Here is a 24,660-nt window from a genome sequence, read left to right on the forward strand (position 1 = left end):
CAGCCAAAAGCCATTTGCAGGAGATCACCATGGAACATGCATATCCGCAAGACGGTGGCCCGACCATGCCCGCTGAGCAGGTTGACGATACTATTCAAAACCCGATTCTCGAAAATCCGGAGTTTCGTGCTTTGGTAAAACAGCGCCGACTATTTTCGTGGAGCATGACGGCACTTATGCTCGCCGTCTATTTTGGTTTTATTCTTTCCCTGGCCTTTATACCTGCCCGTTTGGGTACGCCTATCACAGAAGGGCAGCCGATGACGTGGGGCGTGCCAATCGGTTTTGGAATGCTCGCTTTCACGATTCTCCTCGTTGCTGTCTATGTCTGGCGCACTAACACCTGCTACGACCCTAAACTAAAAACAATTATCAGGAGCTTCAACAAATGAAGCGTCTACTTATTGCAATCTACGCCATGCTTGCTTCGGTAACGGTATACGCGGCCGACGTCCCTGGCGCCGTACAAAAACATAATCCCATTGCCATCGGCATGTTTTTGGCATTCGTTATTTTCACTCTGTTCGTCACACGGTGGGCGGCACGCAAAAACAATAGCGTCGCGGATCACTATGCCGCAGGAGGAAAAATTACCGGCTTCCAGAATGGGTGGGCTATCGCGGGCGACTATATGTCTGCGGCGTCTTTGCTAGGTATCTCTGCCTTGGTTTTCACCAGTGGATTTGATGGGCTGATTTACTCGATCGGCTTCCTTGCCAGTTGGCCAATCATTCTGTTTCTGATTGCGGAGCCATTGCGAAATCTGGGGAGGTACACCCTGGCAGACGTACTGTCCTATCGGCTAAAGCAGCGCCCCATACGAGCATTCTCGGCCTCCAGTTCCATTGTGATCGTATTGCTTTACCTGGTTTCTCAACTGGTAGGTGCCGGAAAACTGGTTGAGTTGCTGTTTGGTTTCGATTACACCGCAGCGGTGCTTCTAGTGGGCACGCTTATGGTGATTTATGTTTTCTTTGGTGGGATGTTAGCAACCACCTGGATTCAGATTATCAAGGCCGTATTACTGCTGACCGGCTGCGTGTTCATGGCTTTCATGGTGCTGTCGCAATTCGGATTCAGCCTGAACCACCTGTTTACTCAAGCGACCCAAGTGCATCCTTCCCATATCGCAATCATGAGTCCAGGTGGCCTGATTACCGACCCGGTGTCTGCGATTTCCCTAGGATTGGCATTAGTTTTCGGCACGGCAGGCCTTCCACATATTCTCATGCGGTTTTTCACTGTCGGTAACGTCAAGGCCGCGCGCCAAAGTATTCTTTATGCCACAGGTCTGGTCGGCATCGGTTATGCCCTGATCGTTATCATTGGCTTCGGCACTATCGCCCTGGTTGCCAGCAATCCCGATTATCACGATGCATCAGGTGGCATATTAGGCGGAGTTAACATGGTTGCGATTCACCTCGCACACAACGTTGGCGGTAATGTTTTCCTGGGATTCATGTGTGCTGTGTCGTTCTCGACGATATTGGCGGTAGTGGCAGGGCTCACCCTTGCAGGCTCGTCTGCTGTTTCACATGACCTCTATGCACATGCCTTGCGCCGAGGCACCGCCAGCGACCGTGAAGAGATGCGCGTCTCTCGCGTTACAACCATAGTGTTGGGTGTGCTGTCGATTCTATTGGCCATTGCTTTTGAAAAACAGAACATCGCATTTATTGTGAGCTTAACGTTCTCCATCGCCGCAAGTTCCAATTTCCCCGTGCTGTTATTGTCGATTTACTGGAAGGGCCTGACGACACGTGGCGCCGTGATTGGCGGATCGCTGGGGCTCGTATCAGCCATTACCCTATGCATTCTTAGCCCGACCGTGTGGGTCAAGATCCTCCATAATTCGCAAGCCTGGTTCCCATACGAATATCCAGCCTTGTTTTCCATGGCCGTAGCATTTGTCGGTATCTTTTGGTTCTCTATTACCGATCGCTCGGTCAGTGCCATCGATGAACGCAATCGATTCGAAAATCAGCTGGTCGATTCTGAACTGGGTACGCCGGCTACATGGAATGCGCAGCTGAAAGCTGATTAATTCGGGTTTTTACTCTCCACATTAACTCTTTGCTGCATGAAAGTGCAGCTCATGTGAATACTTGCGCCTGAAAAGTTACTATGTAGTTTATACAACAATAATAATCTCAACTTTGGTGTGAATAAATGAAATGTACTTTGACTGTTGCAGTCGCCATGTGTGTATTGGCGCAGCAAGCCCATGCGGCGGGTTTCATCGATGACAGTAAAGCGGCGCTTAAACTGCGTAACTTCTATATCAATAGCGATTACCGAGATTCAGCGACACCCGCTCAGAAAGCCGCCAACCAGAGCTATCAAGCTGAATGGGGACAAGCCTTTCAACTAGAGTTCATATCGGGTTACACCCCCGGGCCCGTAGGCTTCGGGGTTGATGCGTTAGGCATGTTGGGTGTCAGACTGGATTCAAGTGCTGGCAAGCATGGCAACCCAACGGGGACAAACTACGGCGGCATCGTGTTTCCAAGCGACGACGATCATGCGGTTGACGATGTCTCCAACCTCGGGTTGACCGGCAAGGTAAAAATATCCAAGACCGAACTGAAACTCGGAACCCTGGTTCCAAAACTGCCAGTGATCTTCAGCAATGACGGACGGTTATTGCCACAAACCTGGCAAGGAACCCAGGTTACTTCGGCAGATATCAAAGACCTGACCTTGGTGGGCGGCCAAATCGACGAGGTGAAGGGGCGTAACTCCAGCAACAATGAAAATATGTCCATCGCGGGTGCGAACAATGCGGTCACAGGTCGCTTCAGTAATAAATTCATCTACGCCGGTGGCGATTATAAGCTGACCAAAGATCTAACCTTGCAATACTATTACGGCAATCTGAAAGATTTTTATAAGCAAAACTTCTTGGGGCTCATTCACAACTGGGCAATCGGTCCCGGGGTGCTGACCAGTGATGTTCGATATTTTAATAGCAAAAATGATGACGCAAACGGCCATGATCCTGCGTATTTCACGACAGGCTACTACGGTGGAAATACATTAAAAGGGGAGGTCGATAATAATCTGTTCAGTGGACTATTTACCTACGCCGTCGCGGGCCATACCTTTGGAGCAGGTTATGAAGTCAGCAATGGTAAAAGCGACTTCCCGTATTTAAACCAGGGCGATGGCCCAACCACCTATACCATTACTGAAATGCAGGTTCAGAAATTTGTTCGTGCCGGCGAAAAGTCATGGCAAGCCCGTTATTCTTTTGACTTCGCAAAAGTGGGTTTGCCAGGAGCCACAGCGGGTGTTGTGTATGTCAAGGGGGATGATATTAATACTGTTGCTTCCAGCAATTCCAGCGAATGGGAACGTGATATTACGTTGGCCTATGTCGTGCAATCGGGCCCGTTAAAAGGCTTTGGCGTGATGTGGAAAAATGCAATGGTGCGTAACAACATCCCCAACGCTCGTCAGCAAGACGAAAATCGCGTGATTATCAATTACCAACTGGCGTTGTTTTAGTTTCTTGATCGAGGGCGCTTCAGGGCAGATATTCAGGTATCAAAAATGTATTCGGTGGACCGGTCGAGTGTGACGGGCCGCTGTAACTGACAGGCAGCGCTTTTACAAGTGTTGCGTGTACATGTCGTTCTCTTCCAACGGCATGTTTTATAGAAGAGCAACATTTCCCTTCGATGGGGTAGGGCGGTGCAAGTGATCCTTCACCGCCTTTTTTATTCCGTCACGCTGACATTCTGTTGAATCGACGCAGCAATTGCGTCAGTTGTTCCAGGTCCTCATCGTTCCAGCCGTCGATACGCTGCCGAAAATCGTCGCCTTTGTGAGCAATGGCCTGGCGGATTCTGGCACGGCCTTGATGGCTCACATTCAAAAGGGTGCCTCGACCATCCGAAGGATCCGGTTGCGCCTCTACCAGTCCCAAGTGGATGAGTCTCGCCGTCAACCTGCTCGTCGCGCTGCGATCCATCGCTACAGCCTCGGCGACACCACTTACCTTCGCCGGCCCGAACGCGTGCAGCCAGTGCGCGATATGGAACGCTGCGGGTGGCAACTCTGGGTGAAATTCGGCTGATGTCGCGACCGTCAGGGCACGCGAGGCACTCAGCAGCGCACTGAACTGTTCACCCAGAGCGAGAACCAGAAGCTCTCGATCGTGAGCGGGCTGAGTGAGCGATTTGTTTTTTGGTGGTTCCATTCCCGTCTTTTCCCGTTTCTGCCTGCGAAAGCCTGTCGGCGGTTTGTTCATGGACAAATATGCATTCGAGATTATAGTGGACTTTAATCCATTAAATGCCTTCGCGGACAGTGAAAAAACACAATGAATACCAACGTCACCATTGTCCTTACAGGCGCCACCAGCGGAATTGGTCAGCTTGCTGCCATCGAGTTGGCCAAGCGAGGTGCCCATCTCGTTCTGACTGCGCGTGACAAGACAAAGGCTGCTGCAACCTGCGAGCGCATTCATGCGGCTGCACCTGATGCGCGTATCGACGTTCATTACGCGGATTTCAGCAGCCTCGATTCCGTTGCGGCGCTCGGCTTTGAACTCGCTTCGCAATACGAGCGTATTGATGTGTTGATCAACAACGCTGGCATTCACGCATTTGAGCAGCGTGTCACCGTTGATGGTCACGCCGAGATGCTCGCGGTGAACTACCTCGCCCCCTGGCTGCTGACAAACGGCTTGCGAGATACGCTGGTTCGGTCGGCTCCTTCGCGAATTATCACTGTCGCTTCAGAGGCGTCGAGACGCAGCGGCGGGCTGGATCTGGAACGAGATCTCTTCGACACCGCTCCATTCACGCGCCTTGGCTCTTCGAAGAGCTATTCGAAAACCAAGCTGATGGACATCATGTTTTCGCAGGAACTGGCGCGTCAGCTTCAAGACACCGGCGTTGCGGTGAACTGTCTGGACCCAGGCTTCAACGTCACGGGGTTTGGCCGCGAGCTGGGATTCTCTACGTTGCTGGCCAGGGCTCTAAATGGGTTGCGCATCGGTGATCCGCAGCGCGGTGCGGACATCATCGTCCGCTTGGCTACCGATTCAGATCTCTCTCCGGCATCGGGTGGCTACTTTTCGGTGAAGGACGCGAAACCTATACAGCCTACGCCTCCAGCGGATAACGTCACCGCCTGCCAGGAACTGTGGGCGGCGACGTCAGCCCTGCTCGCCAGACATTACAGGGCTTAACGTCAATACCGCCCGGATCGATCATGACCCCAATGCATCCTGCCAGCCACGTCGTGCCAGGGGCAGGTCGAGCAAGCGCTTGCCGGTGGCATCGTTGATGGCATTGCCCAATGCTGCGGCCATGGGCCCCTGGACGATTTCTGCGGCACCAAGGAATGGTTGATCCGGCTGATCAATCATGTGGACCTCGACCTGGTGCGGCATATCCGTAAAACGCATGATCGGATAGCCGCTCCAGTCGAAGCTATGCATGCCGCCTGCGTCATAGAGGATTCGTTCATAGAGCGTCCAACTCGCGGACTGCACGATGCCACCCTGGATCTGATTGAGCAGCCCGTCGGGGCTGACAATTTGCCCCACATCCACCGCGGCGACAACGCGATCAATCGTCACTTGCCCAGTCTGGCGCTGCACATGCAACTGCACGGCGATCGCGCAGTAACCCATGATGTTTTTGTAGCGGGCAAAGGCGAAGCCGATCCCGCTGCCGGGGCCCGTGGCTTTTTGCGGCCAGCGGAACTCAGCGGCCACGCGCTCCACCACCGCCCGTGCTCGCGGATCGCTCAAGTGATTCAGGCGAAATTGCACCGGGTCGATGGTGGCCGTGGCCGCCAGTTCATCGAGGGTGCTCTCGATGGCGAACACGTTGATATGGGCACCGAGCGAACGCATGGCCGAGGTCCTGAATGGCATGGTCAGCACAAAGTTCAGATCGACCTTCAGGTTGGGTATCTCATACAACGGAACGGCATTGCGGTCGCCGTCACCTTCGGGCTGAGCAATCGGGACTGAGGGTGCGGGGGTGAAGGGGTTGGCCAACAGCCACGCCGGCAACAAGCGCCCGGCATTGACGATACGTTCGTTGTGCGGGGTACTCCAGAGTTCGTATTTCCAGTCGCGAAGACGCCCACTGTCGTCCAGTCCCGCTTCCACCTCGGCAAGCATGGCCGAGCTGTAAGGTTCCCAGAGGTTTTCCTGTTCGCGCATCCATTGCACCCGTATCGGCTTGCCGGGAATGGCCATGGCAATCAATGCGGCATCGGCGGCGGCGTCATCGGCGCCGTTGTGGCCATAGCAACCGGAACCTTCAGCGTGGATGCAACGCACTTGGGCCACCGGCAGCCCGACCATCTCGGCGATACCCGAGCGCAGGGGGTATACACCTTGGGTATGGGTCCAGACGGTCAATGTTCCATCCTTGAACCAGGCCACTGCGCAGGAAGGCCCGATGGAGCCGTGCATCAAGTATTGCTTGGTCACTCGGGCTTTGTAAGCTCGCGGTAGCGGTTGCGGGAGGTCACCCTTGGCACTCACCGGGTAGCGCCGCGCCGGTAATTCGGTGAGGAGTTGATGGATGTGTGTCGAGTCAGGTAGCGGGTTCCCTTCTGTCCAGCGGGCCTTGGCGTAGCCCTCGCGCATCGCTTTGACCGCCAGCCATTCATCGGTGGCGACCACGGCGAGGTAGCTGCCATTGCGGACCAGTTTCACCACTCCGGGTAGTTTCCTGATGGCGGCCTCATCAATTTCAAGAAGCTGACTGCCACGCCGGGGCGGACGTATCACACGGGCGTGCAGCATATCGGGCAGGCGCATGTCCTGCACATAGGCCGCGCCGCCACTGACTTTGGCCGGTATGTCCAGCCGAGGCAACGATTTGCCGATCAGGGTGAAGCTGCTGGCTGGCTTGAAGGGCGAGTTGGCCGATGCAAAGCGATGCAGTTGAACCCCTACCACTGCCTGTGCGTAGGTCATGCTGCGGCCTTGTGCATCGTAGATCACCGCATCCCGCGTGGTCAGGCTGTCGATGCTGCGCTGCCATTGCCGTGCTGCGGACTCGAGTAACAACTGACGCACTTGGGCCGCGGCGTTGAACAGCGCAGTGCCGCTGTCGACGATGGTATGGCTGCCGGCGGTGTAACCCTCATTGGGTGTCAGCGCGGTGTCGGCAGTGAGAAAGCGGATGAGCTCAGGTGGCACTTCAAGGCGTTCAGCGGCGATCTGCAGGAGCGCAGTTTTGACACCGGTGCCCAGCTCCACTTTGCCGGTGTAGACGGTGATGCCATCTTTCGCATCGATGCGTATCCAGGCGTCCAGATAGGGCGTGGCCCGCAGGCTGCCGGGCAGATCGGGTGCCAGGATTGACGTCCCCAGGGTGTCCACTTCGGTGTCGGCGAAAGCGCTGGGAATGTCCGGAAGCATCGCGAACCCCATCACCAAAGCCCCGTTTATCACGAAGGCACGGCGGCTCAGATTGACGGCTTGCCTGGGGGTTTTCATACCTTGCCTCCCTTCGCGACAACCGATTTGATCGCGGCGAAGATCCGCACATGGGTGCCGCAGCGGCATAAATTCGGTGCCATGTGGCGGCGGATCGTTTCATCGTCTGGATGAGGGTTGGCCTCCAGCAGTGCCTGCGCCCGTACGATCATCCCCGCGATGCAATAACCACACTGGGCGGCCTGTTCATCGATAAAGGCTTTCTGCAACGGCCCCGGTTGGTCGACGCTGCCCAGGCTTTCGACGGTGCGCACCGATTTGCCCGCCAGCGCGCCGCATGGCGTCAGGCAGGAAAACACCGGTTTGTCGTTCACTAACACAGTGCAAGCGCCGCATTGACCCAGTCCGCAGCCGTATTTGGCGCCATTGAGCCCCATCTGATTGCGCAAGGCATATAGCAGGGGCATGTCGTCCGCGATGTCCAGTTCGTGAGTCTTGCCGTTGATGTCAAGTGTGATCACGGTTGCTGCTCCTGAGCCCGAATACTTTTGATTGTCTTGTCGAGATCCGTCCAGGGGCGGTTCGCACAACTTTCGTTGCGCAGGTACTCGGCAAGTGCAGCTACATGGGTGTCGTCCAGGTTGTGGGCGAAGGCAGGCATGTAGTGGCTGGAAGCGGCGCTGGACATCGGGATGCCCTGCAGGATGGTCTGGATCAAATTGCGTGGCGAGTCCGCCATCACCGCTGAGGTGTTCGCCAGTGCCGGCCGCGATTCAATGACGCGCATGGGGGCCGCGCTGCCGTGGCAACTCGCGCAGGCCCCGTCGAACAACGCGGCACCCAGAAGCGCCCTGGCGCTGGGCTTGACTCCAGAGGTGCAGGGCGGCGATGGGGCATCCGATGAAGTTTTCTTGAGGTCAAGAATGTACTGTGCGATGGCATGCGCGTCTTCCGTCGGCAATTGCGCGATGCTCAGGCTGACCGGCAACATCGGGCCCGCCGCTGCGCCATGTCCTTCGGCGACCTCGCCCGTCAGATAGGCGACCAACTGGGCTTCATTCCAGGGATGCTGTGCCTCGGTCATTCCGCGCAGGCCAGGAGCTGTCCAGCCGTCGACGACGCCACCGTTGAACAGTTCGCTGCCTTTCTCCCCGCCAATCGGATTCAGGGGCGAATGGCAGGATGAACAGTGTCCCGCGCCCTCGACCAGATAGCGTCCGCGATTCCATTGCACTGATTGGTTGGGAAGTGGTTCCAGCGGATCCCCATGCAGGAACAGTAAGTTCCAGAAAGACACCAGCGGGCGGAAGTTCATGGGGAAGACCATATGGTTTGGCGGTGCGGTGTATTTGATCGGGTCCACGCTCATCAGGAAGGCATAGGCGTCGGCAATATCGGCATCGCTCATCTTCCGATAATGCACGTAGGGGAAAGCCGGATACAGAAAGTGGCCGTCACGCGCGATGCCTTCACGCATGGCCCGCTCGAAGGCGTCCAGCGACCACTGACCGATACCGGTTTCCGGGTCCGGGGTGATGTTGGTGGTGAAGAGGGTGCCGAAGGGGGTTACCAGCGGCAAACCGCCGGCCATGTAGGCGCCCCCTGGCCGTGTGTGACAGACCGCGCAGTCGCCCGCTTCGACGACGCGACGGCCTCTGTCCAGCGTTTCGCGATCAGCATTCAGGTGTTGGCTGACAGTGGCAATTTCCGGCCTCCACATCATCCAGAACGCAAACCCTAATCCCACGACGCCGATTGCCAGAACGGCACCGATGATCGTCTTGCGCTTCATCGCCTTACCTCTCGAGCTGAATTAACGACAGATTTTTCAATCCACCGCGTGCGATTGGCGTACGGCGATTTTCCATGTCGTGAGCTTAGAGAGGGCGCTTGTGATGGAGTACCCCATCAATGCGCAACGCTACATTGCGCCAGGCGCAACGGAGGCAGAATTAACAACCGTTAACTCGCGCAGGGTGCGCCCATGTCCAAAGATACGCGCTCAAGGAACGTAATGACGGAAGGGGTTTCATGGACAAGCTGCTCGCACTGAAAATGTTCATCCAGTCAGTAGATTCCAAGGGCTTTTCGTCTGCCGCCAGGCAACTTAATCTGGCGACCTCTTCAGTGACCAGAATGATCGACAGGCTTGAGGATGACCTGGGTGCCGTACTGCTGAATCGCTCTACCCGGCAAGTCACGTTGACCGATGCCGGTGGTGTGTACTACCTGAAAAGTCGGGATATTCTGAGCGCCATGGCTGACGCCGACGAGTCAGTCTCGGACCGCGGTGAAGTGCCTGCGGGACAGTTGCGTATCTCAGTGCCCGTGGCATTTGGACAGCGTCTTATTGCCCCTCATATCGGCGCGCTTTTAGCGCGCTATCCCCTGCTCGTACTGGATATGACGCTATCGGACGACATCGTCGATTTGCTCGGCGAACGCATCGATCTATCGATCCGGATGGGGTCGCCAGCGGCGATGGAAACGGTGGTCAGCCGCTGCATCGGCAGCTTTCGCCGTCGCGTAGTCGCCAGCGCCGGGTACCTGAAAGCTCGTGGGTTTCCCGACCGGCCCATGGACCTCATGCAACACGAGTGCATGTGCTTCAACTATGGCGCGCCACAGCAGTTCTGGACATTTACAGAGCAGGGCCAAGAGCTGCGCGTGCCCGTCGAAGGGCCATTCAAGAGCAACAATGCCGAGGTCCTGCGCGAAGTGGTGCTGGCCGGGTGCGGGGTGGCGCTGTTACCCGATTGGTTGGTCAATGATGACATCGACAGTGGTCGACTCACGTCCTTGTTCGACTCTTTTGTCGTCAATCCGAACAGTGCCAGTTCAGCGATCTCGGCCTTGTACCTGCCCAATCATCGCGGCTCGAAACGTGTCAATGCGTTCATTGATTTCCTCACCCAATTACTCAAGTCGCAAAGCCAATCAAAGGCGTGATGGGCTCATCGTTGCGTTTTGCGAAAAGCAACGTTGTGCAACGGGTGGATTCTCTGACGGCGCTCCGGCACCTACCTTGGGGGGGTGAAAAATTCAACCACGGAGACCGTCATGAGTTTGCACGCATCCAAAATTCAGGTGACTTACGACTTCATCTGCCCATGGTGCTGGATCGGTGAAGAAAATCTTGAGCGCGCGCTGGCCGCTTCGGGTTTTTCAACGGACCGCCCAATCAGTTTCCTGCCTTATCAGTTAAACCCCGACATGCCTGTTCGAGGCATGGATCGCAAAGCCTATCGCTCTGGCAAGTTCGGCAGTTGGGCGCGTAGCCAGGCCATGGACGCACAGGTCACCCACGCCGGTAAGGCCGTCGGCCTTGAGTTTGATTATGGGCGAGTCGAAAAAACGCCCAACACCCTGGCCGCGCATCGGTTGGTATGGCGCGAGCAACAGGCGGGTCGAGACGCTTCCTTGCTGGTCAAGGCCATTTTCAAGGCGTACTTCTGCGAAGGGCGGGATATCGGCGACCTCACTGTGCTGGCCGACATCGCTGCCGAAACCGGGCTGGGCCGAGAGGTCATTGTCGACTTTCTCAAGGCCGATGAAGGCACGGCGGAAGTCTTGAAGCTCGAAGCCAAAACCAAGGCGTCCGGTGTGCGCTCGGTGCCGAGTATTCAGATCGAAGATGACGTGATCAGTGGCGCCCAGCCCATCGAAATAATGATCCAGATACTGAAACGAAGCCAAGCCGCCTAAGGCGTTTTTTCAATCCCTATCCATTCAGGAAATCATCATGACTCATCACTTGTTCAGCCCTATCAAACTCGGTCAATTCAACCTCGATCACCGTGTCGCCATGGCGCCTCTGACTCGTTCGCGGGCGGGGCAACCTGGCAACGTACCGACATCGATGAACGTCGAGTACTACCGTCAGCGTGCCAGTGCGGCGTTGATCATTACCGAGGCTACGCAGATTTCACAGCAGGGCCAGGGTTACGCCTGGACGCCCGGCATCCATAGCGACGAGCAGATTCAGGGCTGGAAGGCTGTCAGCGAGGCCGTGCACGCAGAAGGCGGGCGCATTTTCCTGCAGCTCTGGCATGTGGGGCGAGTGTCGCACCCGGTGTTCCAGCCTAGTGGCGGCTTGCCGGTGGCACCGACCGCGCAGCCAGTGCCCGGCAAGACCTTCATCCTGAATGAAGAGGGCGAGGGCGTATGGGGTGATGTACCTGTCCCTCAAGAGCTGGACATTCCAGGGATCGAAGCGATCGTTGCCGACTTCCGCAAGGCCGCTCGCAACGCGATTCTGGCCGGTATGGATGGTGTGGAAATTCACGCGGGCAATGGCTACCTGCTCGACCAATTCATCAACAGCGCCAGCAATCAGCGAAGTGATCGCTACGGGGGAAGTATCGAAAACCGTGCGCGGTTGCTACTTGAAGTCGTGGAAGCCGTGACCGCGGAAGTAGGTGCCGAATACGTAGCTGTCCGCCTGACACCGATGGGACGTTTCATGGGAATGGGCGATGACACCCCGGAACAAACCTTTGGCTACATCGCATCCCGGCTCAATGGCTGGAATCTCGCTTACCTGCACCTGGTAGAACCGATGATGGTCGGCACAGTGCTCGATGAAAGTAACGATCCACGCTGGGACGCGATCATCAAGCAACTGCGTACTGACTTCCACGGCGTTCTGATGTTGGCGGGTGGCTACTCCGGCGAAACGGCCGAACAGGCCATTGCGCAGGGCCGTGCAGACCTGATCGCTTTTGGTCGCCCGTTCATTGCCAACCCCGACTTGCCGGCTCGCTTGCGCGGTCGCAACGAACTCAACGTGGCTGACGGCAACAGCTTTTTTGGCGGCGACGCCAAGGGGTACATCGACTATCCGGTGTTGGCATAACGCAACGGTAAACCGCAGCTGGGAAATCACCGTGCAACCAGGAGGAAGGTAATGAAGAGTTCAGGCGTTCCGAAGGCCTTGGTCATTGGTGGTTCCCTGGGAGGGCTGTTCGCCGCCACGGCGTTACGCGCGATTGGTTGGCAGGTCGATATTTACGAGCGATCCCCTGCGGCGATGGACAGTCGTGGCGGGGGCATCGTTCTGCAAGCGGAGGTCCTGCACCATTTTCGTTATGCGGGCATCCATCCGGCAGGTGCGCTCGGCGTCCGGTCCCATGATCGTCTCTATCTGGATCGAGCTGGTAGCGTCGTGCATAAAGAGCCGATGCCGCAAACCCAGACGTCCTGGAACACACTGTACAGCTCATTGTTTTCTGCATTTCCCGCCGAGCATTATCACCGTGGCGTGACGCTGGTGGATCTGACTCAGAATGAGCACCGAGTGACTGCGATTTTCGCCGATGGCAGCAGTGCCGAGGCAGACCTGCTGATTGGCGCTGATGGCGCGAGTTCAACCGTGCGAAGCGTGGTGTTGCCTGGAACAGTGCCCAGCTATTCGGGGTATGTGGTGTGGCGCGGGCTGGTCGATGAAGAGCAACTTCCAGACTTCGCCAAAGTGCAGCTTTACGAGGACTTTGTTTTTCAACAAGACCCTGAATCGCTGATGCTGGAATACATGGTGCCGAGCATGAGTGGCTCTGTGAATCCTGGCGAGCGTCGGTTCAATTGGCTGTGGTATTTGAAAGCTGCACAAGGGGCGGAACTGGACGCTGTGCTCACTGACAGTGATGGCCATCGGCGTAGTCATTCCATTCCACCCGGGGCCTTGGCCACTGGTCAGGATGCTTATATCCGGGAAATGGGTGAGCGGCAGGCGAATCCGGCCTTTCGGGAACTGATTCGCCAGACCAGGGATATTTTTGTGCAGGCGATCCTCGATCTCAAAGTCCCGCAAATGGTGTTTGGCCGTGTGCTGTTGACTGGCGACGCCGCTTTTGTGCCGCGTCCTCATACCGCCGGAAGCACGGCCAAAGCAGCCCGCAATGCACTGTCCCTGGCGCAAGCAATCGACGACATCGGCGACCTCGATAACGCCCTGTTGGCCTGGCAGCAACAGCAGCTTGCAGAAGGCAAACGCATGGGGGATTGGGGAGTCAGTATGGGCAATCGGATAATGGGCATCGCGTAAACCTGATAGTGCGGCTCACACCGGATTTATTGGCGGGATCAAGCGGGATATAACCGTGGAGTTAGTGCGGTTTTTCTAGGCTGAATATAAAAAGAGGAGATTAGCTTCAGATCGAAGCTATCTCCTCTTTTTGACATCTGTAAACATTGAAGCATTAACCATTCTGGCAGGCACCACCCAGTATCTTGTATTGCAGGTCGTGCGTTGTACCCTTGTGATCGACGTACACCATGTGTGCGTCCACTGGGCCACAAGCGTTCTGAGTGTCTTCGACCGTAGTGATGTCGATGACCTTGGCGATATCCAGACGTTCGGATTCGGAATAGTTGTACTGCTCAGGTTCAGGGGCAGAGGCAGTGCTGTGGGCGCCATCATGGGCTGAAGCGTAAACGCTAAACATCATGAGTGAGGCGAGCATTGCATATTTCATCAGGGTATCTTCCAGTAAGAGTAAGAGAGGAAGCAATATCTCTTTGTTTGCTTCTGGAACGAATTATGGTGGCGCCAGCTTATTTATAAAAATACTCAGACTGGATACTGGACATTGACGAAAGTGATGTTTCTCCATGTTCGCTCAATGAGAAATCTTTTAATTAGTATTTAACTAACTTGGGTCGATCAATCGGGCTATGTTGTCGGGCGTAACGACTGAGGCGATTCGATGATTCCTTGAACGGCACGCAAAAAAAGGCCGGTCAGACCGGCCAAAGGGAAATCGAGAGTTTCGTAAACGCTATACGGGGAGTTTCAGGATCCTGGCCGCGTTGGCGCCGAGTACTGCCGCTTTCTCGCGCGGACCCAAGCCTACGCTTTCGACAAAACGCACCGGCTGTTCATAGCCCATGTCGAAGCAGTAGTCGCTGCCCAGTACCAGATGGTCGATACCGACGTTCGCGATCAAATAGTCCAGCACCGGACCGGAATGCGACACGGTGTCGTAGCTGAATCGCGTCAAGTAGCTGCTCGGCTTTTGGGCCAGGCGCCGTGTCTCAGGACGTGAGGTCCACCCGGCATCGAGACGTCCCACGAGAATTGGCAAAGCACCACCGGCGTGAGGCAATGACACATGCAGTTGTGGGTATTGATCCAATACTCCGCCGAGGATCAGGTGTGACGCGGCGATAGCGGTATCGAACGGGTTGCCCAGCAAATTGCTCAAGTAGTAATTGCTCAGGCGGGTGCCGCCGACCGTTTGTTGCGGGTGCAGGAATACCGGGAGTCCCAGCTGTTCTATGCGGGCAAAGATTGGCGCGAAACGCGGATTGTCCAGGTCCAGGCCGTTGATGTTGGTACCCATGTACACCCCCCGAACCCCAGGCAATTCGGCTGCGCGTTCCAACTCGGCAATTGCATCGTCAGCCTCTAGCATCGGCAACGTGGCCAGCACCACAAAACGTTGCGGGTGTTGGCGATGCACTGTCGATGCGGCATCGTTCCAGGCACGTGCCAGGCGGGCATTGAGTTGTCGATCTGCCCAGTACACCATCGGCACGCTAAGGGACAACGCCTGAACATCGACGCCGGAGTGGTCCATGTCGAGCAAGCGCGCCTGCACATCAATAAATTTCAAGGGCAGGGGGCCTAATCCACCGGCCGGGGTGGCGAAGCTGAACGTCGTTTCCTGGCGGGTATAGCTTCCACCGAACGCTTTGCCTTCACTTCCCAAGAGGTGTAAGAACTCTTCAGGGTAGTAATGCGCGTGGATGTCCACCGATCGCACCGGGACGTAGGCGTCTTTCTTGATCGGTGCCGCTGAGGAGGGTGATAGACGAGTAACCAGCAGGCCACCCGCGGTAGCTGCCATGATGCCCAGCAGTTGGCGGCGGGTCTTTGAAAGACAGCAGGGGCATTGCATCGTTGATCTCCTTTTTATTGTTGTCGTAGCGAGTTCAGGTGCGTGCCTGGTTGCTTGCGCGGCCACTAAGCGACTGGTTTCCGCCGTGGGCATGTACCTGCTCCGAAATGCTCTATTGATCAATCGATCATTTGATGATTTTTGATTATCATCTGATCAATTGTAAGGTCGCAAGCCTCTTTTATCAATCCGGCCACTGAGCACAGCCATGCAAGACTCCCAATGCCTGGTCATGCACAGTCGCTACCTTTACCTTTCGATCTTGGAATCCGTTCATGGATAAGTTGCTGGCGCTGAAAATGTTTGTCGAAACGGTACGCTGTGGGGGCTACTCGTCTGCGGCGCGTAAGCTCGGGATCTCCACGTCGTCAGTGACGCGGCAAGTTGCGGGGCTGGAAAGTGAGTTGGGCGCCAGCCTGCTCAATCGCACCACGCGCAATACGAGCGTCACGGTGGCGGGGCAGCACTATTTCGATAAAGCCGTGGCGATCCTCGAGGCCATCGATGAAGCGGATGCGGTCGTTGCCGACCGTGGCAGCGAAGCTCAGGGGCGTTTACGGGTCAGCGTCCCGGTGGAATTCGGCCGGCGAATCATCGCCCCGCACTTGGGGCGGTTGCTTGAACGCCATTCCGGTCTGGAAATCAGTCTCTCGCTGAGTGACGAGGTCAGTGACCTGCTCAGCGAACAAATCGATGTGTCAGTACGTCTCGGTTCATCGGTTGTCAGTGATGACATCGTCAGCAAGCGGCTGGGCGATTTCCAGCGTTGGGTGGTGGCGAGTCCCGAATATCTGACTCGAACCGGACTGCCCCGACACCCTCGCGACCTGCTGGAACATCAGTGCTTGCGTTTCGATTACCGCACGGGCCACCACAATTGGACATTCCAGGGAGATGAGGACGTCATCCGCTTGAATGTGCAGGGACGGCTGCAAAGCAACAATGCCGATATTCTGCGCGAGGCCGCCTTGGCCGGTGGCGGTGTGACGCTATTGGCCGATTGGCTGGTAAGTGAGGATGTCAGTGCAGGTCGGCTGACGCGAGTGCTGGAGCAATATGAAGTCAACCCAGGCAGTGCAAGCACCTGCATCAATGCGCTGTATCTGCCCAACCATCGTGGTTCCAGTCGTATCAATGTATTCATCGAGTTTCTTCAGGAAATTCTCGCGCCTTAAGCACGTCCTGTGCATCAGGCAAGACCGCGTTGCGCGTCGCTTTTGATCGAATTGACTGCCGGCCAATACAAGCGCGGCGCGCGGTCGGTCGCTCTGATTGCCCGTTCGGACAAAAGCAGCATTGCCGAATGCGCAATGAAGCCTTGCACAGGGCAGCGATTCTCCCCGCGTGCTCGTGTTCGTACAGTGGCACCCATCAACTGACCCCGGTCGTCAAAGCAGCATCCCGCGGCCACTGACAAAAACTTTCGTTTAGAACTCGCCCCGATTCGGCCGGCTACGGCTCGCTATCGCCTGGCGAAAGTATGAGGAATGCCCCATGAAACCTACACAGACGGTTCCCTTGATCGTCTCCGCTCTGGCGCTGTCGATCGTGCTGGCGGGCTGCAAGCAAGAGGCGCCCGTGCAAGACGTCAAACCGCCCCAGGTTGGAGTCGTTACGCTTCAATCGCAGACTTACACCGTGCAAAGCGAACTGCCGGGGCGTACCGCACCTTTTCGCGTCGCGGAAGTTCGGCCACAAGTGGACGGAATCATTCAGCAGCGCTTGTTCGACGAAGGAAGCGAGGTCAAACCCGGACAAGCGTTGTACCGCATTGATCCATCGCCATACGAAGCAGACGTGGCTCGTGCCCGCGCCTCGTTTCAACAAGCCCGTTCCCTCGCAGATCGCTATCGACAGCTGATCGGAGAAAGAGCCGTGAGCCGCCAAGAGTTCGAGGATGCGCAGGCGCGACAACTGACGGCGGAGGCTGATCTGAAGCGTGCCGAGATCAACCTGCGTTATACCCGTGTGCTCGCGCCGATTGCCGGCCGCATCGGACGCTCCAGCGTGACCGAAGGGGCGCTGGTGAACAACGGTCAAACGGGAGCCATGGCGTCCATTCAGCAGCTCGACCCGATCTACGTCGATATCACCGAGTCCTCTGCGAACCTGCTCAAGTTGCGTGACGACCTCAAGCAAGGTCGCCTGGAGAACGCGGGTGCGGACGCCGCTGTGGTGACCCTCGCGCTGGAAAACGGCAGCGCGTACGGACTGCCTGGGCGCCTGAAGTTTTCTGAGGTGTCAGTCGATCCCTCTACGGGTTCGGTGACCCTGCGCGCGGTGTTTCCCAACCCCGAACATCTGCTTCTACCGGGCATGTTTGTTCGGGCGAAACTCCAGAACGGTGTGCGGCAGGCCGCCATCCTCGCTCCGCAACAAGGGGTGACTCGCGACCTGAAGGGCAATCCCAGCGCACTGGTGGTCAGCGCTGACGGGATCGTGGAACAGCGTCCCCTGACGGCCAATCGCACTGTGGGCAACCAATGGCTGGTAGAGCATGGCCTCGAGGCGGGAGATCGCTTGATCACTGAGGGGTTGCAGTTCGTCAAGCCGGGCATGAAGGTCACCGTGACCGCCGCTCAAATCGTGGCGCCGGCGTTGGCCGGTGCCGTGGCTGGGGGGAACTGAGTATGTCCAAGTTCTTTATCGATCGGCCCATTTTTGCCTGGGTACTCGCATTGATTGTCATGCTGGCCGGCGGGCTGGCAATCCTCAAGCTGCCTGTCAACCAATACCCTGATATCGCTCCACCAGCGATCTCGATTCAGGTGACCTACCCAGGGGCATCGGCCCAGACTGTGCAAGACACCGTGGTCCAGGTCATCGAGCAACAGCTCAACGGCATCGACAACCTTCGCTACGTCAGCTCGGAAAGCAACTCCGACGGCACCATGGCGATCACGGTTACGTTCAACCAGGGGACGAACCCCGACATCGCCCAGGTTCAGGTTCAGAACAAGCTGAACCTGGCCACGCCACTGTTGCCGCAGGAAGTGCAGCAGCAGGGCATCAGGGTGACCAAAGCGGTCAAGAATTTCCTGATCGTCATTGGCGTTGTCTCCGAAGACGGCAGCATGTCCCGCGAAGACTTGGCCAACTACGTGGTTTCCAACATGCAGGATCCGCTGTCGCGCACTTCTGGCGTCGGCGACTTCCAGGTGTTTGGCGCGCAGTACTCCATGCGGATCTGGCTTGATCCTTCGAAGCTGGTCAGTTTCGGTCTGACGCCCGTCGATGTGAAAAGTGCGATACAAGCCCAAAACGTGCAAGTGTCGTCCGGTCAGATCGGCGGCCTGCCAGCACTGCCGGGCCAACAACTCAATGCCACCATCATTGGCAAAACCCGCTTGCAGTCGGCGGATGAGTTCAAGGACATCCAGCTCAAGGTCAACCCCGACGGTTCCGAAGTACGCCTGGCCGATGTGGCCGAGGTCGCGCTGGGTGGCGAAACCTACAGCGTGAACGCCCAGTTCAACGGGATGCCGGCATCCGGCATCGCCATCAAACTCGCCCCCGGGGCTAACGCGCTAGACACCACCAAGGCGATCCACGACACCCTCAATCAACTGCAACCGTTTTTCCCTCGCGGCATGAAAGTGGTCTACCCCTACGACACCACGCCCGTTGTGCGCGACTCGATCCATGGCGTGTTCCATACCTTGGGCGAGGCGATCGTGCTGGTGTTCCTCGTGATGCTGCTGTTCCTGCAGAACATCCGCGCCACCATCATTACCACGCTGACTGTGCCCGTCGTACTGCTGGGTACGTTCGGCATCCTCGCGGTCGCCGGTTTCACCATCAACACGCTGTCGATGTTCGGCATGGTGTTGGCCATCGGTCTGCTGGTGGATGACGCCATCGTTGTGGTCGAGAACGTGGAGCGCGTTATGCGAGAGGAGCATTTGTCGGCGAAAGAAGCCACGATTCGCTCCATGAAACAAATCCAGGGCGCGCTCGTCGGCATCGCCATGGTGTTGTCGGCGGTGCTGTTGCCGATGGCGTTCTTCGACGGTTCAACCGGCGTCATCTATCGCCAGTTTTCCCTCACCATCGTCTCGGCAATGGCCCTGTCGGTGCTGACCGCGTTGGTGTTCACGCCTGCCTTGTGCGCCACGATGCTCAAGCCACATGACCCTTCACACGGGCTCGCACGGCTCGGCTTCTTCCGTGCATTCAATCGTGGATTTGATCGCGGCGTGCAATGCTACGAGCGTGGCGTCGCCGGGATGCTGCGGCACAAGGCGCCGGCATTTCTGGCTTACCTGCTGATCGTCACGGGCATGGTCCTGCTGTTCAACCGCATCCCCACCGCGTTTCTGCCTGATGAAGACCAGGGCGTGATTTTCACTCAGGTGCAGACCCCGGCGGGGTCCAGTGCCGAGCGCACGCAGAAAGTACTCGACAGTGTGCGTCAGTACTTGCTCGCCACGCATGAGGAGGGCGGTGAGGCCAACGCGGTAGACGCCGTGTTTACCGTGAATGGATTCAACTTCGCGGGACGCGGGCAAAGCTCGGGCATGGCTTTTGTGCTGCTCAAATCCTGGGGACAGCGCGGTCCTGTGGATGCGGCGCTCGCGTTGGCCGCGCGCGCACAAGCGAAATACAGAGGCATGCGCGATGCGATGGTATTTGCCGTAGTGCCACCTGCCGTGCGCGAGCTGGGCAATGCTTCGGGCTTCGATTTATTCCTGCAAGACCAGGCCGGCGTCGGCCACGAGGTGCTGGTGCAGGCGCGCAATCAGTTCTTGCGTCTGGCGTCCGAAAGCAAAGTGCTGACGGCGGTGCGGCTTAACGGCCTTAACGATGAGCCGCAGTATCGGTTGAAGATCGATGACCGGCGGGCGAGGGCGCAAGGGGTCTCACAAACAGACATCAACACCACCCTGTCCGTGGCCTTCGGCGGCAACTACGTCAATGATTTCATCGACCGTGGCCGAGTCAAAAAAGTGTTTGTGCAGGGCCAGGCCAGCGCCCGCATGTCCCCAGAAGATCTGGACAAATGGTACGTACGCAACGCCGCCGGGAAAATGGTGCCGTTCTCCGCTTTCGCATCTGGCGAGTGGGTCTTCGGTTCTCCCAAACTGGCGCGCTACAACGGCGTGCCGGCGGAGGAAATACTGGGTAGCCCGGCACCGGGTTACAGCACGGGTGATGCCATGGCTGAAGCACAAGCCATCGCGGCTCAGTTACCGCCCGGGGTCGCGCTGGCGTGGACAGGTTTGTCGTATGAAGAAAAGCTGTCCAGTTCTCAAGCGCCGGTCATGTACGCGCTCTCGCTGCTGGTGGTGTTCCTCTGTCTCGCGGCCTTGTACGAAAGCTGGTCTATCCCGTTGGCCGTGATGCTGGTGGTGCCGCTGGGTGTTGTCGGTGCCTTGCTTGCGACGACTTTGCGCGGTCTGTCCAACGACGTGTTCTTCCAGGTGGGCCTGCTGACAACGGTAGGGCTGGCGGCGAAAAACGCCATCCTCATTGTGGAATTCGCCAAGGAATTGCATGAGCAGGGTATGAGCTACACGCAAGCGGCGATTGAAGCGGCACGCCTGCGTTTGCGCCCGATTGTCATGACATCCCTGGCGTTCATCCTTGGGGTGGTGCCGTTGGCTATCTCTACCGGCGCAGGCTCTGGCAGTCAGCACGCCATCGGCACAGGTGTGATCGGCGGCATGTTGACCGCCACCGTCCTGGCCATCTTCTGGGTACCGCTTTTTTATGTTTCGGTGTCGTCACTCTTCGCACGTCGATCGTCCGTCGTTCCGGCCGTGGCCGCTCAAGAGAAGGTCATGTCATGATCAAGCCTTTCAGCTTTCTAGTACTCGCTTCGCTGCTGTTCAGTGGTTGCTCCCTGATTCCGGCGTATCAGCAGCCACAGGCTCCGGTGCCGGCCGTTTATCCATTGGCGCCCATGACTCGTGATGAGAGTGCGGCTGCGCTCGATTGGCGCGAATTCTTTCCCGATCGGGCGTTGCATCGCCTGATCGAGACCGCACTGGCCAACAATAGGGATATCCGAGTCGCCACATTGAACGTCGAGGCCTACCAGGCGCGATATCGCATTCGCCGCGCGGATCTGTTGCCGGACGTCTCGGCAGCAGGAAGCGACAGTCGTCAGCGCGTTCCGGCAGACCTGGCACCTGATGATAAAGCCACGATCGAGAGTCAGTACTCGGTCGGACTGAACGTGAGCTACGAGCTGGACCTGTTCGGCCGTGTGCGCAGCCTCGATCAAGAGGCGCTGCAGCGTTATCTGGCCAGCGAACAGGCTCAGCGCTCAGCCCACATCGGGTTGGTTGCGAGCGTTGCTAGCGCCTGGCTCACCCTGCAGGCCGATCAGGCGCTGGAGCGACTGACAAGCGATACACTCGACACTTATGAAAACAGCTACCAGATGACCCGGCGAAGCGCTGAAGTGGGCACGGCGTCGGACCTGGCGTTGAGCCAGTCACAAACTCTGGTACAAGGCGCTCGCGGTTCGATGGCGCGGTATCGTAGGCAAGTGGCCGAAGACCACAACCTGTTGGTGTTGTTGATCGGAGGCGAACTTCCGGCAGACCTGATTGCCGGTGATTGGGAGCGACAATATTTGCCTGAGGTTCCCGTCGGGTTGCCTTCGGATTTGCTCAGTCGCCGACCCGACATACTGGAAGCCGAATTACTGTTGAAGGCTGCTAATGCGAATATCGGCGCAGCGCGGGCTGCGTTCTTTCCCCGAATCAGCCTGACGGCAGGCGCCGGTTCTTCCAGCGAGGCATTGTCCGGGCTGTTCAACGGAGGGTCGGGAGCCTGGAGCTTTTTTCCACAGATCAGCCTGCCGATCTTCAATGCGGGCAGCTTGCAGGCGAGCCTGGATGTCTCTCAAGTCGAGAAGGACATTCAAGTGGCGCGTTATGAAAAGGCTATCCAGTCAGCCTTCAGAGAAGTCAGCGATGGGCTGGCCGAAACCGAGACCTTTGGGCAGCAGATTGAGGCGCAACAAGGGTTGGTCACCGCGAGTGCCAAATACTATCGGCTCGCGGAAAGTCGCTACCTGACAGGCATTGACAGCTCTTTGACTCTTCTGGATGCGCAACGGACGCTGTTCGCTGCACAGCAAGCATTGATCACTGATCAGTTAGCCGAGCGAGTAGCTTCCATCGATTTGTTCAAGGCGCTGGGAGGCGGGTGGAAAGGCTGATCTCCTTCGGATAACTCACTCTCACGGTTACGGACAAAGCGCTGACGCTGAGTCAGCGCTGAGTTAAAGCGGTAAAGCCTGCGTCCTCGAAGTGCAGGTTTATTGGATGCCCTAGATGGATGCACCAAGGCGCAACAACACCGACGCGGCATAGGCAGCGGCTTGAATGAATTGTTGTCGATCCAACTTTGATGAGGAACAGTCATGGCCAATGCAGCGGCATCAATACATGTACCAGCTTCAACGGAAAAGGTCTGGGATTTGGCAGGTGGATTCAATTCGTTGCCTGACTGGATGCCGGGTGTGACAACCAGCGAACTTAGCGAAGGCGGGCGCTTACGCAGCATCTGTCTAGAAAGTGGTGAAATCATCGTCGAGCGACTCGAGTACTTCGATAACCAAGGGCGCACTTATAGCTATTCCATTACCGAAGGGGCGTTCCCGGTTACCGATTATTTTTCGATATTTACCGTACTACCTGATGGTGAAAATGCGTCGATTGTTGAGTGGTCCGGAGATTTCACCGCCAATGGTGTTAGTACCCAAGAAGCCGAGGCGATTTTCCTGGGTTTCTATGAAGACTCCCTCGAATCGCTCAAAGCCAAATTCGTATGAGCAGTAGCAAGAGCACACTCACGTTTCCTGCATCCAAGCTGGCATTTACGATCAGCCACCTACATTTGTCTCAGCTAAATCTCAGTCTCGTCATCGAAAATGGAACAGGTTGCCATGCTCCGCAGACAGGTTTTTGAATCGGTTGTCCAGATTGCTTGGGAAGTTGTTTTCCGCCAATGTAAGCCTGTCACTTTGCTCATCGTGAATTTTATAAGGTCACGACACGGGTTGTCGCGGATGTTGAATTCCGGAGAGCTCTGGGTGGAACAGCCCTATGAGGGTGTCCGCGTCTCTGTCGTCGCATAAGCTGGAAAAGACAACATCGACTCGTTTGGCGCATGCTCATAGGTTGAAGACAGCACGGCACTGAGCCGATCGCCCAACAGGTTCCAGGCACGTTTCTTCTCTTCGGCATAGTCGTGATGCAGGTAGTGGCGCCTTACCCGGGAACCGGCCAGCACATGGTTTTGGCAACGATCGACGACGTCCAGGCTGACCCACAAAGCTTGCATCATGGTCGCGCTCGTGCGGCGCAGGTCATGTGGCGTCCAGTCGCCCATCTGGCCGTCGGCAAGGACCAGCGTGTCGTCGTGACGCCGTCTGGAGAGGGCCTTGCGGTTTTTGTCAGCGCCATGCCTCCAAAGGACGTGCTCGCGTCCACATACCGAAGCGCCGACTTCACATCCTTCCACCCCACATAACTCATCAATCCTTTGATATCCCAGCCGTTAGCTGAAGCCCAAGTCGCAAATCCACGGCGCATGGAGTGACTGCTATAAAGCTCAGCCGAGACACCTGACTGCTTGAGAATACGTCGAAGTAGGGGAATCAAGCTGTTCGAGTTGATGCCGCTCTCGGCGATGTTACCCCAACGATCCACCTTCCTGAACACCGGCCCGCGCGCAATGCCGGCCACTGTGATCCAGTTGATGTAAGCCTGAACGGGACACAGCTTTTTTAGGGCAGGGGTGTGGAATGTCGCTCCTAGGTGTTGTCGATCGCCTTTCGTATGAGGCAGATAGAAAGTGATACCGGCGCCGGACTCTGCCTGAGTGTGTTCAACCTGCAGACGAGCCAGTTCGTCACCCCGGAAACCCCGCCAGAACCCAATCAGCACTAGAGCGATGTCTCGTCGATGCCTGATCACACTTCCAAATGCGCAGCGCTCCGCTGCTAGGGCTGCCTCGTGATCGAGCCAGCCTACCGCTTGTTCCAGGTGAAGTAGCAGGAGAGGGGCGGCCTGTTTCTCCTGAGCTGGATGCAACGTCCGTATGCCCTTGATCATCTGCTTAACGGTTGGCGTCTTCGTGGGATCAGGGAATCCCTGAGTGATATGCCACTGAGCCAACGCGGCCAGGCGCTGCTTCAGCGTGCTGATGGCGAGCTTATCCGCGTACTCGGCCAGGTAGCGAACGATGCCATCGCCCGTCGCCGGCAGAAACCCGCCCCAGGTCACTTCGAAGTGCTCCACTGCCGTGCGGTAGCTGCGCCGGGTGTTTTCCCGGGTGCCGGCCTGCAGGTACCGATCTGCCTTGTTCATCTCGACCCCTCCACGCGAAACG

The 24,660-nt window shown here is 57.0% G+C and carries 19 protein-coding genes and 2 pseudogenes; 13 read left to right on the forward strand and 8 right to left on the reverse strand.

Annotated elements, in window-relative coordinates; all coding sequences use genetic code 11:
• The first annotated feature begins 29 nt into the window (after positions 1-29).
• From HKK52_RS03825 to HKK52_RS03835, 3 genes are all read left to right on the forward strand, one after another.
• Complete coding sequence (locus tag HKK52_RS03825) at positions 30-392, forward strand: DUF485 domain-containing protein (protein WP_169369608.1); 363 nt, start codon at positions 30-32, stop codon at positions 390-392.
• Positions 389-2,044, forward strand: coding sequence for a cation acetate symporter (locus HKK52_RS03830; protein ID WP_169369609.1), 1,656 nt, complete (start codon positions 389-391; stop codon positions 2,042-2,044). The genes HKK52_RS03825 and HKK52_RS03830 overlap by 4 nt, the downstream gene beginning before the upstream one ends.
• A gap of 125 nt (positions 2,045-2,169) precedes the next feature.
• The gene (locus HKK52_RS03835) at positions 2,170-3,507 is read left to right on the forward strand and encodes an OprD family porin (protein ID WP_169369610.1); all 1,338 of its coding nucleotides are present in this window, start codon (positions 2,170-2,172) and stop codon (positions 3,505-3,507) included.
• 220 nt (positions 3,508-3,727) lie between these two features.
• Here HKK52_RS03835 and HKK52_RS03840 read toward each other — a convergent pair whose 3' ends face one another.
• Positions 3,728-4,252, reverse strand: a complete 525-nt coding sequence (locus tag HKK52_RS03840) for a MarR family winged helix-turn-helix transcriptional regulator (protein WP_202027633.1) — start codon at positions 4,250-4,252, stop codon at positions 3,728-3,730.
• Between the two features lie 72 nt (positions 4,253-4,324).
• Between HKK52_RS03840 and HKK52_RS03845 the strand changes: the two genes are divergently transcribed.
• Positions 4,325-5,197 (forward strand): SDR family NAD(P)-dependent oxidoreductase, encoded by an 873-nt coding sequence (locus HKK52_RS03845; RefSeq protein ID WP_169369611.1) that lies wholly within the window; start codon positions 4,325-4,327, stop codon positions 5,195-5,197.
• A gap of 21 nt (positions 5,198-5,218) precedes the next feature.
• Here HKK52_RS03845 and HKK52_RS03850 read toward each other — a convergent pair whose 3' ends face one another.
• From HKK52_RS03850 to HKK52_RS03860, 3 genes are read right to left on the reverse strand one after another with little or no spacing between them, the layout of a single operon-like run.
• Positions 5,219-7,474, reverse strand: a complete 2,256-nt coding sequence (locus tag HKK52_RS03850; RefSeq protein ID WP_169369612.1) for a xanthine dehydrogenase family protein molybdopterin-binding subunit — start codon at positions 7,472-7,474, stop codon at positions 5,219-5,221.
• A complete protein-coding gene (locus HKK52_RS03855) occupies positions 7,471-7,935 on the reverse strand; it encodes a (2Fe-2S)-binding protein (protein ID WP_169369613.1) in 465 nt (154 codons plus the stop codon). Before HKK52_RS03855 ends, HKK52_RS03850 begins: the two co-directional genes overlap by 4 nt.
• Positions 7,932-9,206 (reverse strand): c-type cytochrome, encoded by a 1,275-nt coding sequence (locus tag HKK52_RS03860; protein ID WP_169369614.1) that lies wholly within the window; start codon positions 9,204-9,206, stop codon positions 7,932-7,934. The genes HKK52_RS03855 and HKK52_RS03860 overlap by 4 nt, the downstream gene beginning before the upstream one ends.
• 239 nt (positions 9,207-9,445) lie before the next feature.
• On the opposite strand from HKK52_RS03860, the gene HKK52_RS03865 reads away from it, so the two are divergent.
• The 4 genes from HKK52_RS03865 (at position 9,446) to HKK52_RS03880 (ending at position 13,457) form a co-directional block, all read left to right on the forward strand.
• A complete protein-coding gene (locus HKK52_RS03865) occupies positions 9,446-10,363 on the forward strand; it encodes a LysR family transcriptional regulator (RefSeq protein ID WP_169369615.1) in 918 nt (305 codons plus the stop codon).
• A 111-nt stretch (positions 10,364-10,474) separates the two neighbouring features.
• Positions 10,475-11,119, forward strand: a complete 645-nt coding sequence (locus tag HKK52_RS03870) for a DsbA family oxidoreductase (RefSeq protein ID WP_169369616.1) — start codon at positions 10,475-10,477, stop codon at positions 11,117-11,119.
• A 37-nt stretch (positions 11,120-11,156) separates the two neighbouring features.
• A complete protein-coding gene (locus tag HKK52_RS03875; protein WP_169369617.1) occupies positions 11,157-12,269 on the forward strand; it encodes an alkene reductase in 1,113 nt (370 codons plus the stop codon).
• 51 nt (positions 12,270-12,320) lie between these two features.
• The gene (locus tag HKK52_RS03880; protein WP_169369618.1) at positions 12,321-13,457 is read left to right on the forward strand and encodes an FAD binding domain-containing protein; all 1,137 of its coding nucleotides are present in this window, start codon (positions 12,321-12,323) and stop codon (positions 13,455-13,457) included.
• Positions 13,458-13,611: 154 nt separating this feature from the next.
• On the opposite strand, the gene HKK52_RS03885 is transcribed toward HKK52_RS03880, so the two are convergent.
• Both HKK52_RS03885 and HKK52_RS03890 read right to left on the reverse strand, forming a co-directional pair.
• Positions 13,612-13,887, reverse strand: coding sequence for a DUF2790 domain-containing protein (locus HKK52_RS03885; RefSeq protein WP_169369619.1), 276 nt, complete (start codon positions 13,885-13,887; stop codon positions 13,612-13,614).
• Positions 13,888-14,190: 303 nt separating this feature from the next.
• Positions 14,191-15,312, reverse strand: coding sequence for an amidohydrolase family protein (locus HKK52_RS03890; RefSeq protein WP_169369620.1), 1,122 nt, complete (start codon positions 15,310-15,312; stop codon positions 14,191-14,193).
• Between the two features lie 275 nt (positions 15,313-15,587).
• On the opposite strand from HKK52_RS03890, the gene HKK52_RS03895 reads away from it, so the two are divergent.
• The 5 genes from HKK52_RS03895 (at position 15,588) to HKK52_RS03915 (ending at position 23,098) form a co-directional block, all read left to right on the forward strand.
• Entirely contained in the window at positions 15,588-16,487 is a 900-nt protein-coding gene (locus tag HKK52_RS03895) for a LysR family transcriptional regulator (RefSeq protein WP_169369621.1), read from the forward strand.
• A 319-nt stretch (positions 16,488-16,806) separates the two neighbouring features.
• Positions 16,807-17,940 (forward strand): efflux RND transporter periplasmic adaptor subunit, encoded by a 1,134-nt coding sequence (locus HKK52_RS03900; RefSeq protein WP_169369622.1) that lies wholly within the window; start codon positions 16,807-16,809, stop codon positions 17,938-17,940.
• Positions 17,941-17,942: 2 nt separating this feature from the next.
• Positions 17,943-21,101 carry an efflux RND transporter permease subunit gene (locus tag HKK52_RS03905; RefSeq protein WP_169369623.1) on the forward strand — a complete coding sequence of 1,053 codons (3,159 nt, stop codon included), beginning with the start codon at positions 17,943-17,945 and terminating at the stop codon, positions 21,099-21,101.
• A complete protein-coding gene (locus HKK52_RS03910; RefSeq protein ID WP_169369624.1) occupies positions 21,098-22,483 on the forward strand; it encodes an efflux transporter outer membrane subunit in 1,386 nt (461 codons plus the stop codon). The genes HKK52_RS03905 and HKK52_RS03910 overlap by 4 nt, the downstream gene beginning before the upstream one ends.
• Positions 22,484-22,687: 204 nt before the next feature.
• On the forward strand, positions 22,688-23,098 hold the full coding sequence (locus HKK52_RS03915) for an SRPBCC family protein (protein WP_169369625.1): 411 nt from the start codon (positions 22,688-22,690) through the stop codon (positions 23,096-23,098).
• Between the two features lie 272 nt (positions 23,099-23,370).
• On the opposite strand, the pseudogene HKK52_RS03920 reads toward HKK52_RS03915, so the two are convergent.
• Positions 23,371-23,736, reverse strand: a pseudogene (locus tag HKK52_RS03920) (site-specific integrase); the annotation flags it as partial.
• A gap of 23 nt (positions 23,737-23,759) precedes the next feature.
• A pseudogene (locus tag HKK52_RS03925) lies at positions 23,760-24,638 on the reverse strand (site-specific integrase); the annotation flags it as partial.
• Positions 24,639-24,660 lie beyond the last annotated feature (22 nt).

Source organism: Pseudomonas sp. ADAK2, from assembly GCF_012935755.1.
GTDB lineage: Bacteria > Pseudomonadota > Gammaproteobacteria > Pseudomonadales > Pseudomonadaceae > Aquipseudomonas.

Bases quoted from the DNA above. Each gene is read 5' to 3' on its own strand.
- HKK52_RS03900 (WP_169369622.1), top strand. From the start codon at position 16,807: ATGAAACCTACACAGACGGTTCCCTTGATCGTCTCCGCTCTGGCGCTG.
- HKK52_RS03890 (WP_169369620.1), bottom strand. From the start codon at position 15,312: ATGCAATGCCCCTGCTGTCTTTCAAAGACCCGCCGCCAACTGCTGGGC.
- HKK52_RS03895 (WP_169369621.1), top strand. From the start codon at position 15,588: ATGGATAAGTTGCTGGCGCTGAAAATGTTTGTCGAAACGGTACGCTGT.
- HKK52_RS03885 (WP_169369619.1), bottom strand. From the start codon at position 13,887: ATGAAATATGCAATGCTCGCCTCACTCATGATGTTTAGCGTTTACGCT.
- HKK52_RS03830 (WP_169369609.1), top strand. From the start codon at position 389: ATGAAGCGTCTACTTATTGCAATCTACGCCATGCTTGCTTCGGTAACG.
- HKK52_RS03905 (WP_169369623.1), top strand. From the start codon at position 17,943: ATGTCCAAGTTCTTTATCGATCGGCCCATTTTTGCCTGGGTACTCGCA.
- HKK52_RS03910 (WP_169369624.1), top strand. From the start codon at position 21,098: ATGATCAAGCCTTTCAGCTTTCTAGTACTCGCTTCGCTGCTGTTCAGT.
- HKK52_RS03875 (WP_169369617.1), top strand. From the start codon at position 11,157: ATGACTCATCACTTGTTCAGCCCTATCAAACTCGGTCAATTCAACCTC.
- HKK52_RS03845 (WP_169369611.1), top strand. From the start codon at position 4,325: ATGAATACCAACGTCACCATTGTCCTTACAGGCGCCACCAGCGGAATT.
- HKK52_RS03840 (WP_202027633.1), bottom strand. From the start codon at position 4,252: ATGAACAAACCGCCGACAGGCTTTCGCAGGCAGAAACGGGAAAAGACG.
- HKK52_RS03850 (WP_169369612.1), bottom strand. From the start codon at position 7,474: ATGAAAACCCCCAGGCAAGCCGTCAATCTGAGCCGCCGTGCCTTCGTG.
- HKK52_RS03880 (WP_169369618.1), top strand. From the start codon at position 12,321: ATGAAGAGTTCAGGCGTTCCGAAGGCCTTGGTCATTGGTGGTTCCCTG.
- HKK52_RS03865 (WP_169369615.1), top strand. From the start codon at position 9,446: ATGGACAAGCTGCTCGCACTGAAAATGTTCATCCAGTCAGTAGATTCC.
- HKK52_RS03835 (WP_169369610.1), top strand. From the start codon at position 2,170: ATGAAATGTACTTTGACTGTTGCAGTCGCCATGTGTGTATTGGCGCAG.
- HKK52_RS03870 (WP_169369616.1), top strand. From the start codon at position 10,475: ATGAGTTTGCACGCATCCAAAATTCAGGTGACTTACGACTTCATCTGC.
- HKK52_RS03860 (WP_169369614.1), bottom strand. From the start codon at position 9,206: ATGAAGCGCAAGACGATCATCGGTGCCGTTCTGGCAATCGGCGTCGTG.
- HKK52_RS03915 (WP_169369625.1), top strand. From the start codon at position 22,688: ATGGCCAATGCAGCGGCATCAATACATGTACCAGCTTCAACGGAAAAG.
- HKK52_RS03825 (WP_169369608.1), top strand. From the start codon at position 30: ATGGAACATGCATATCCGCAAGACGGTGGCCCGACCATGCCCGCTGAG.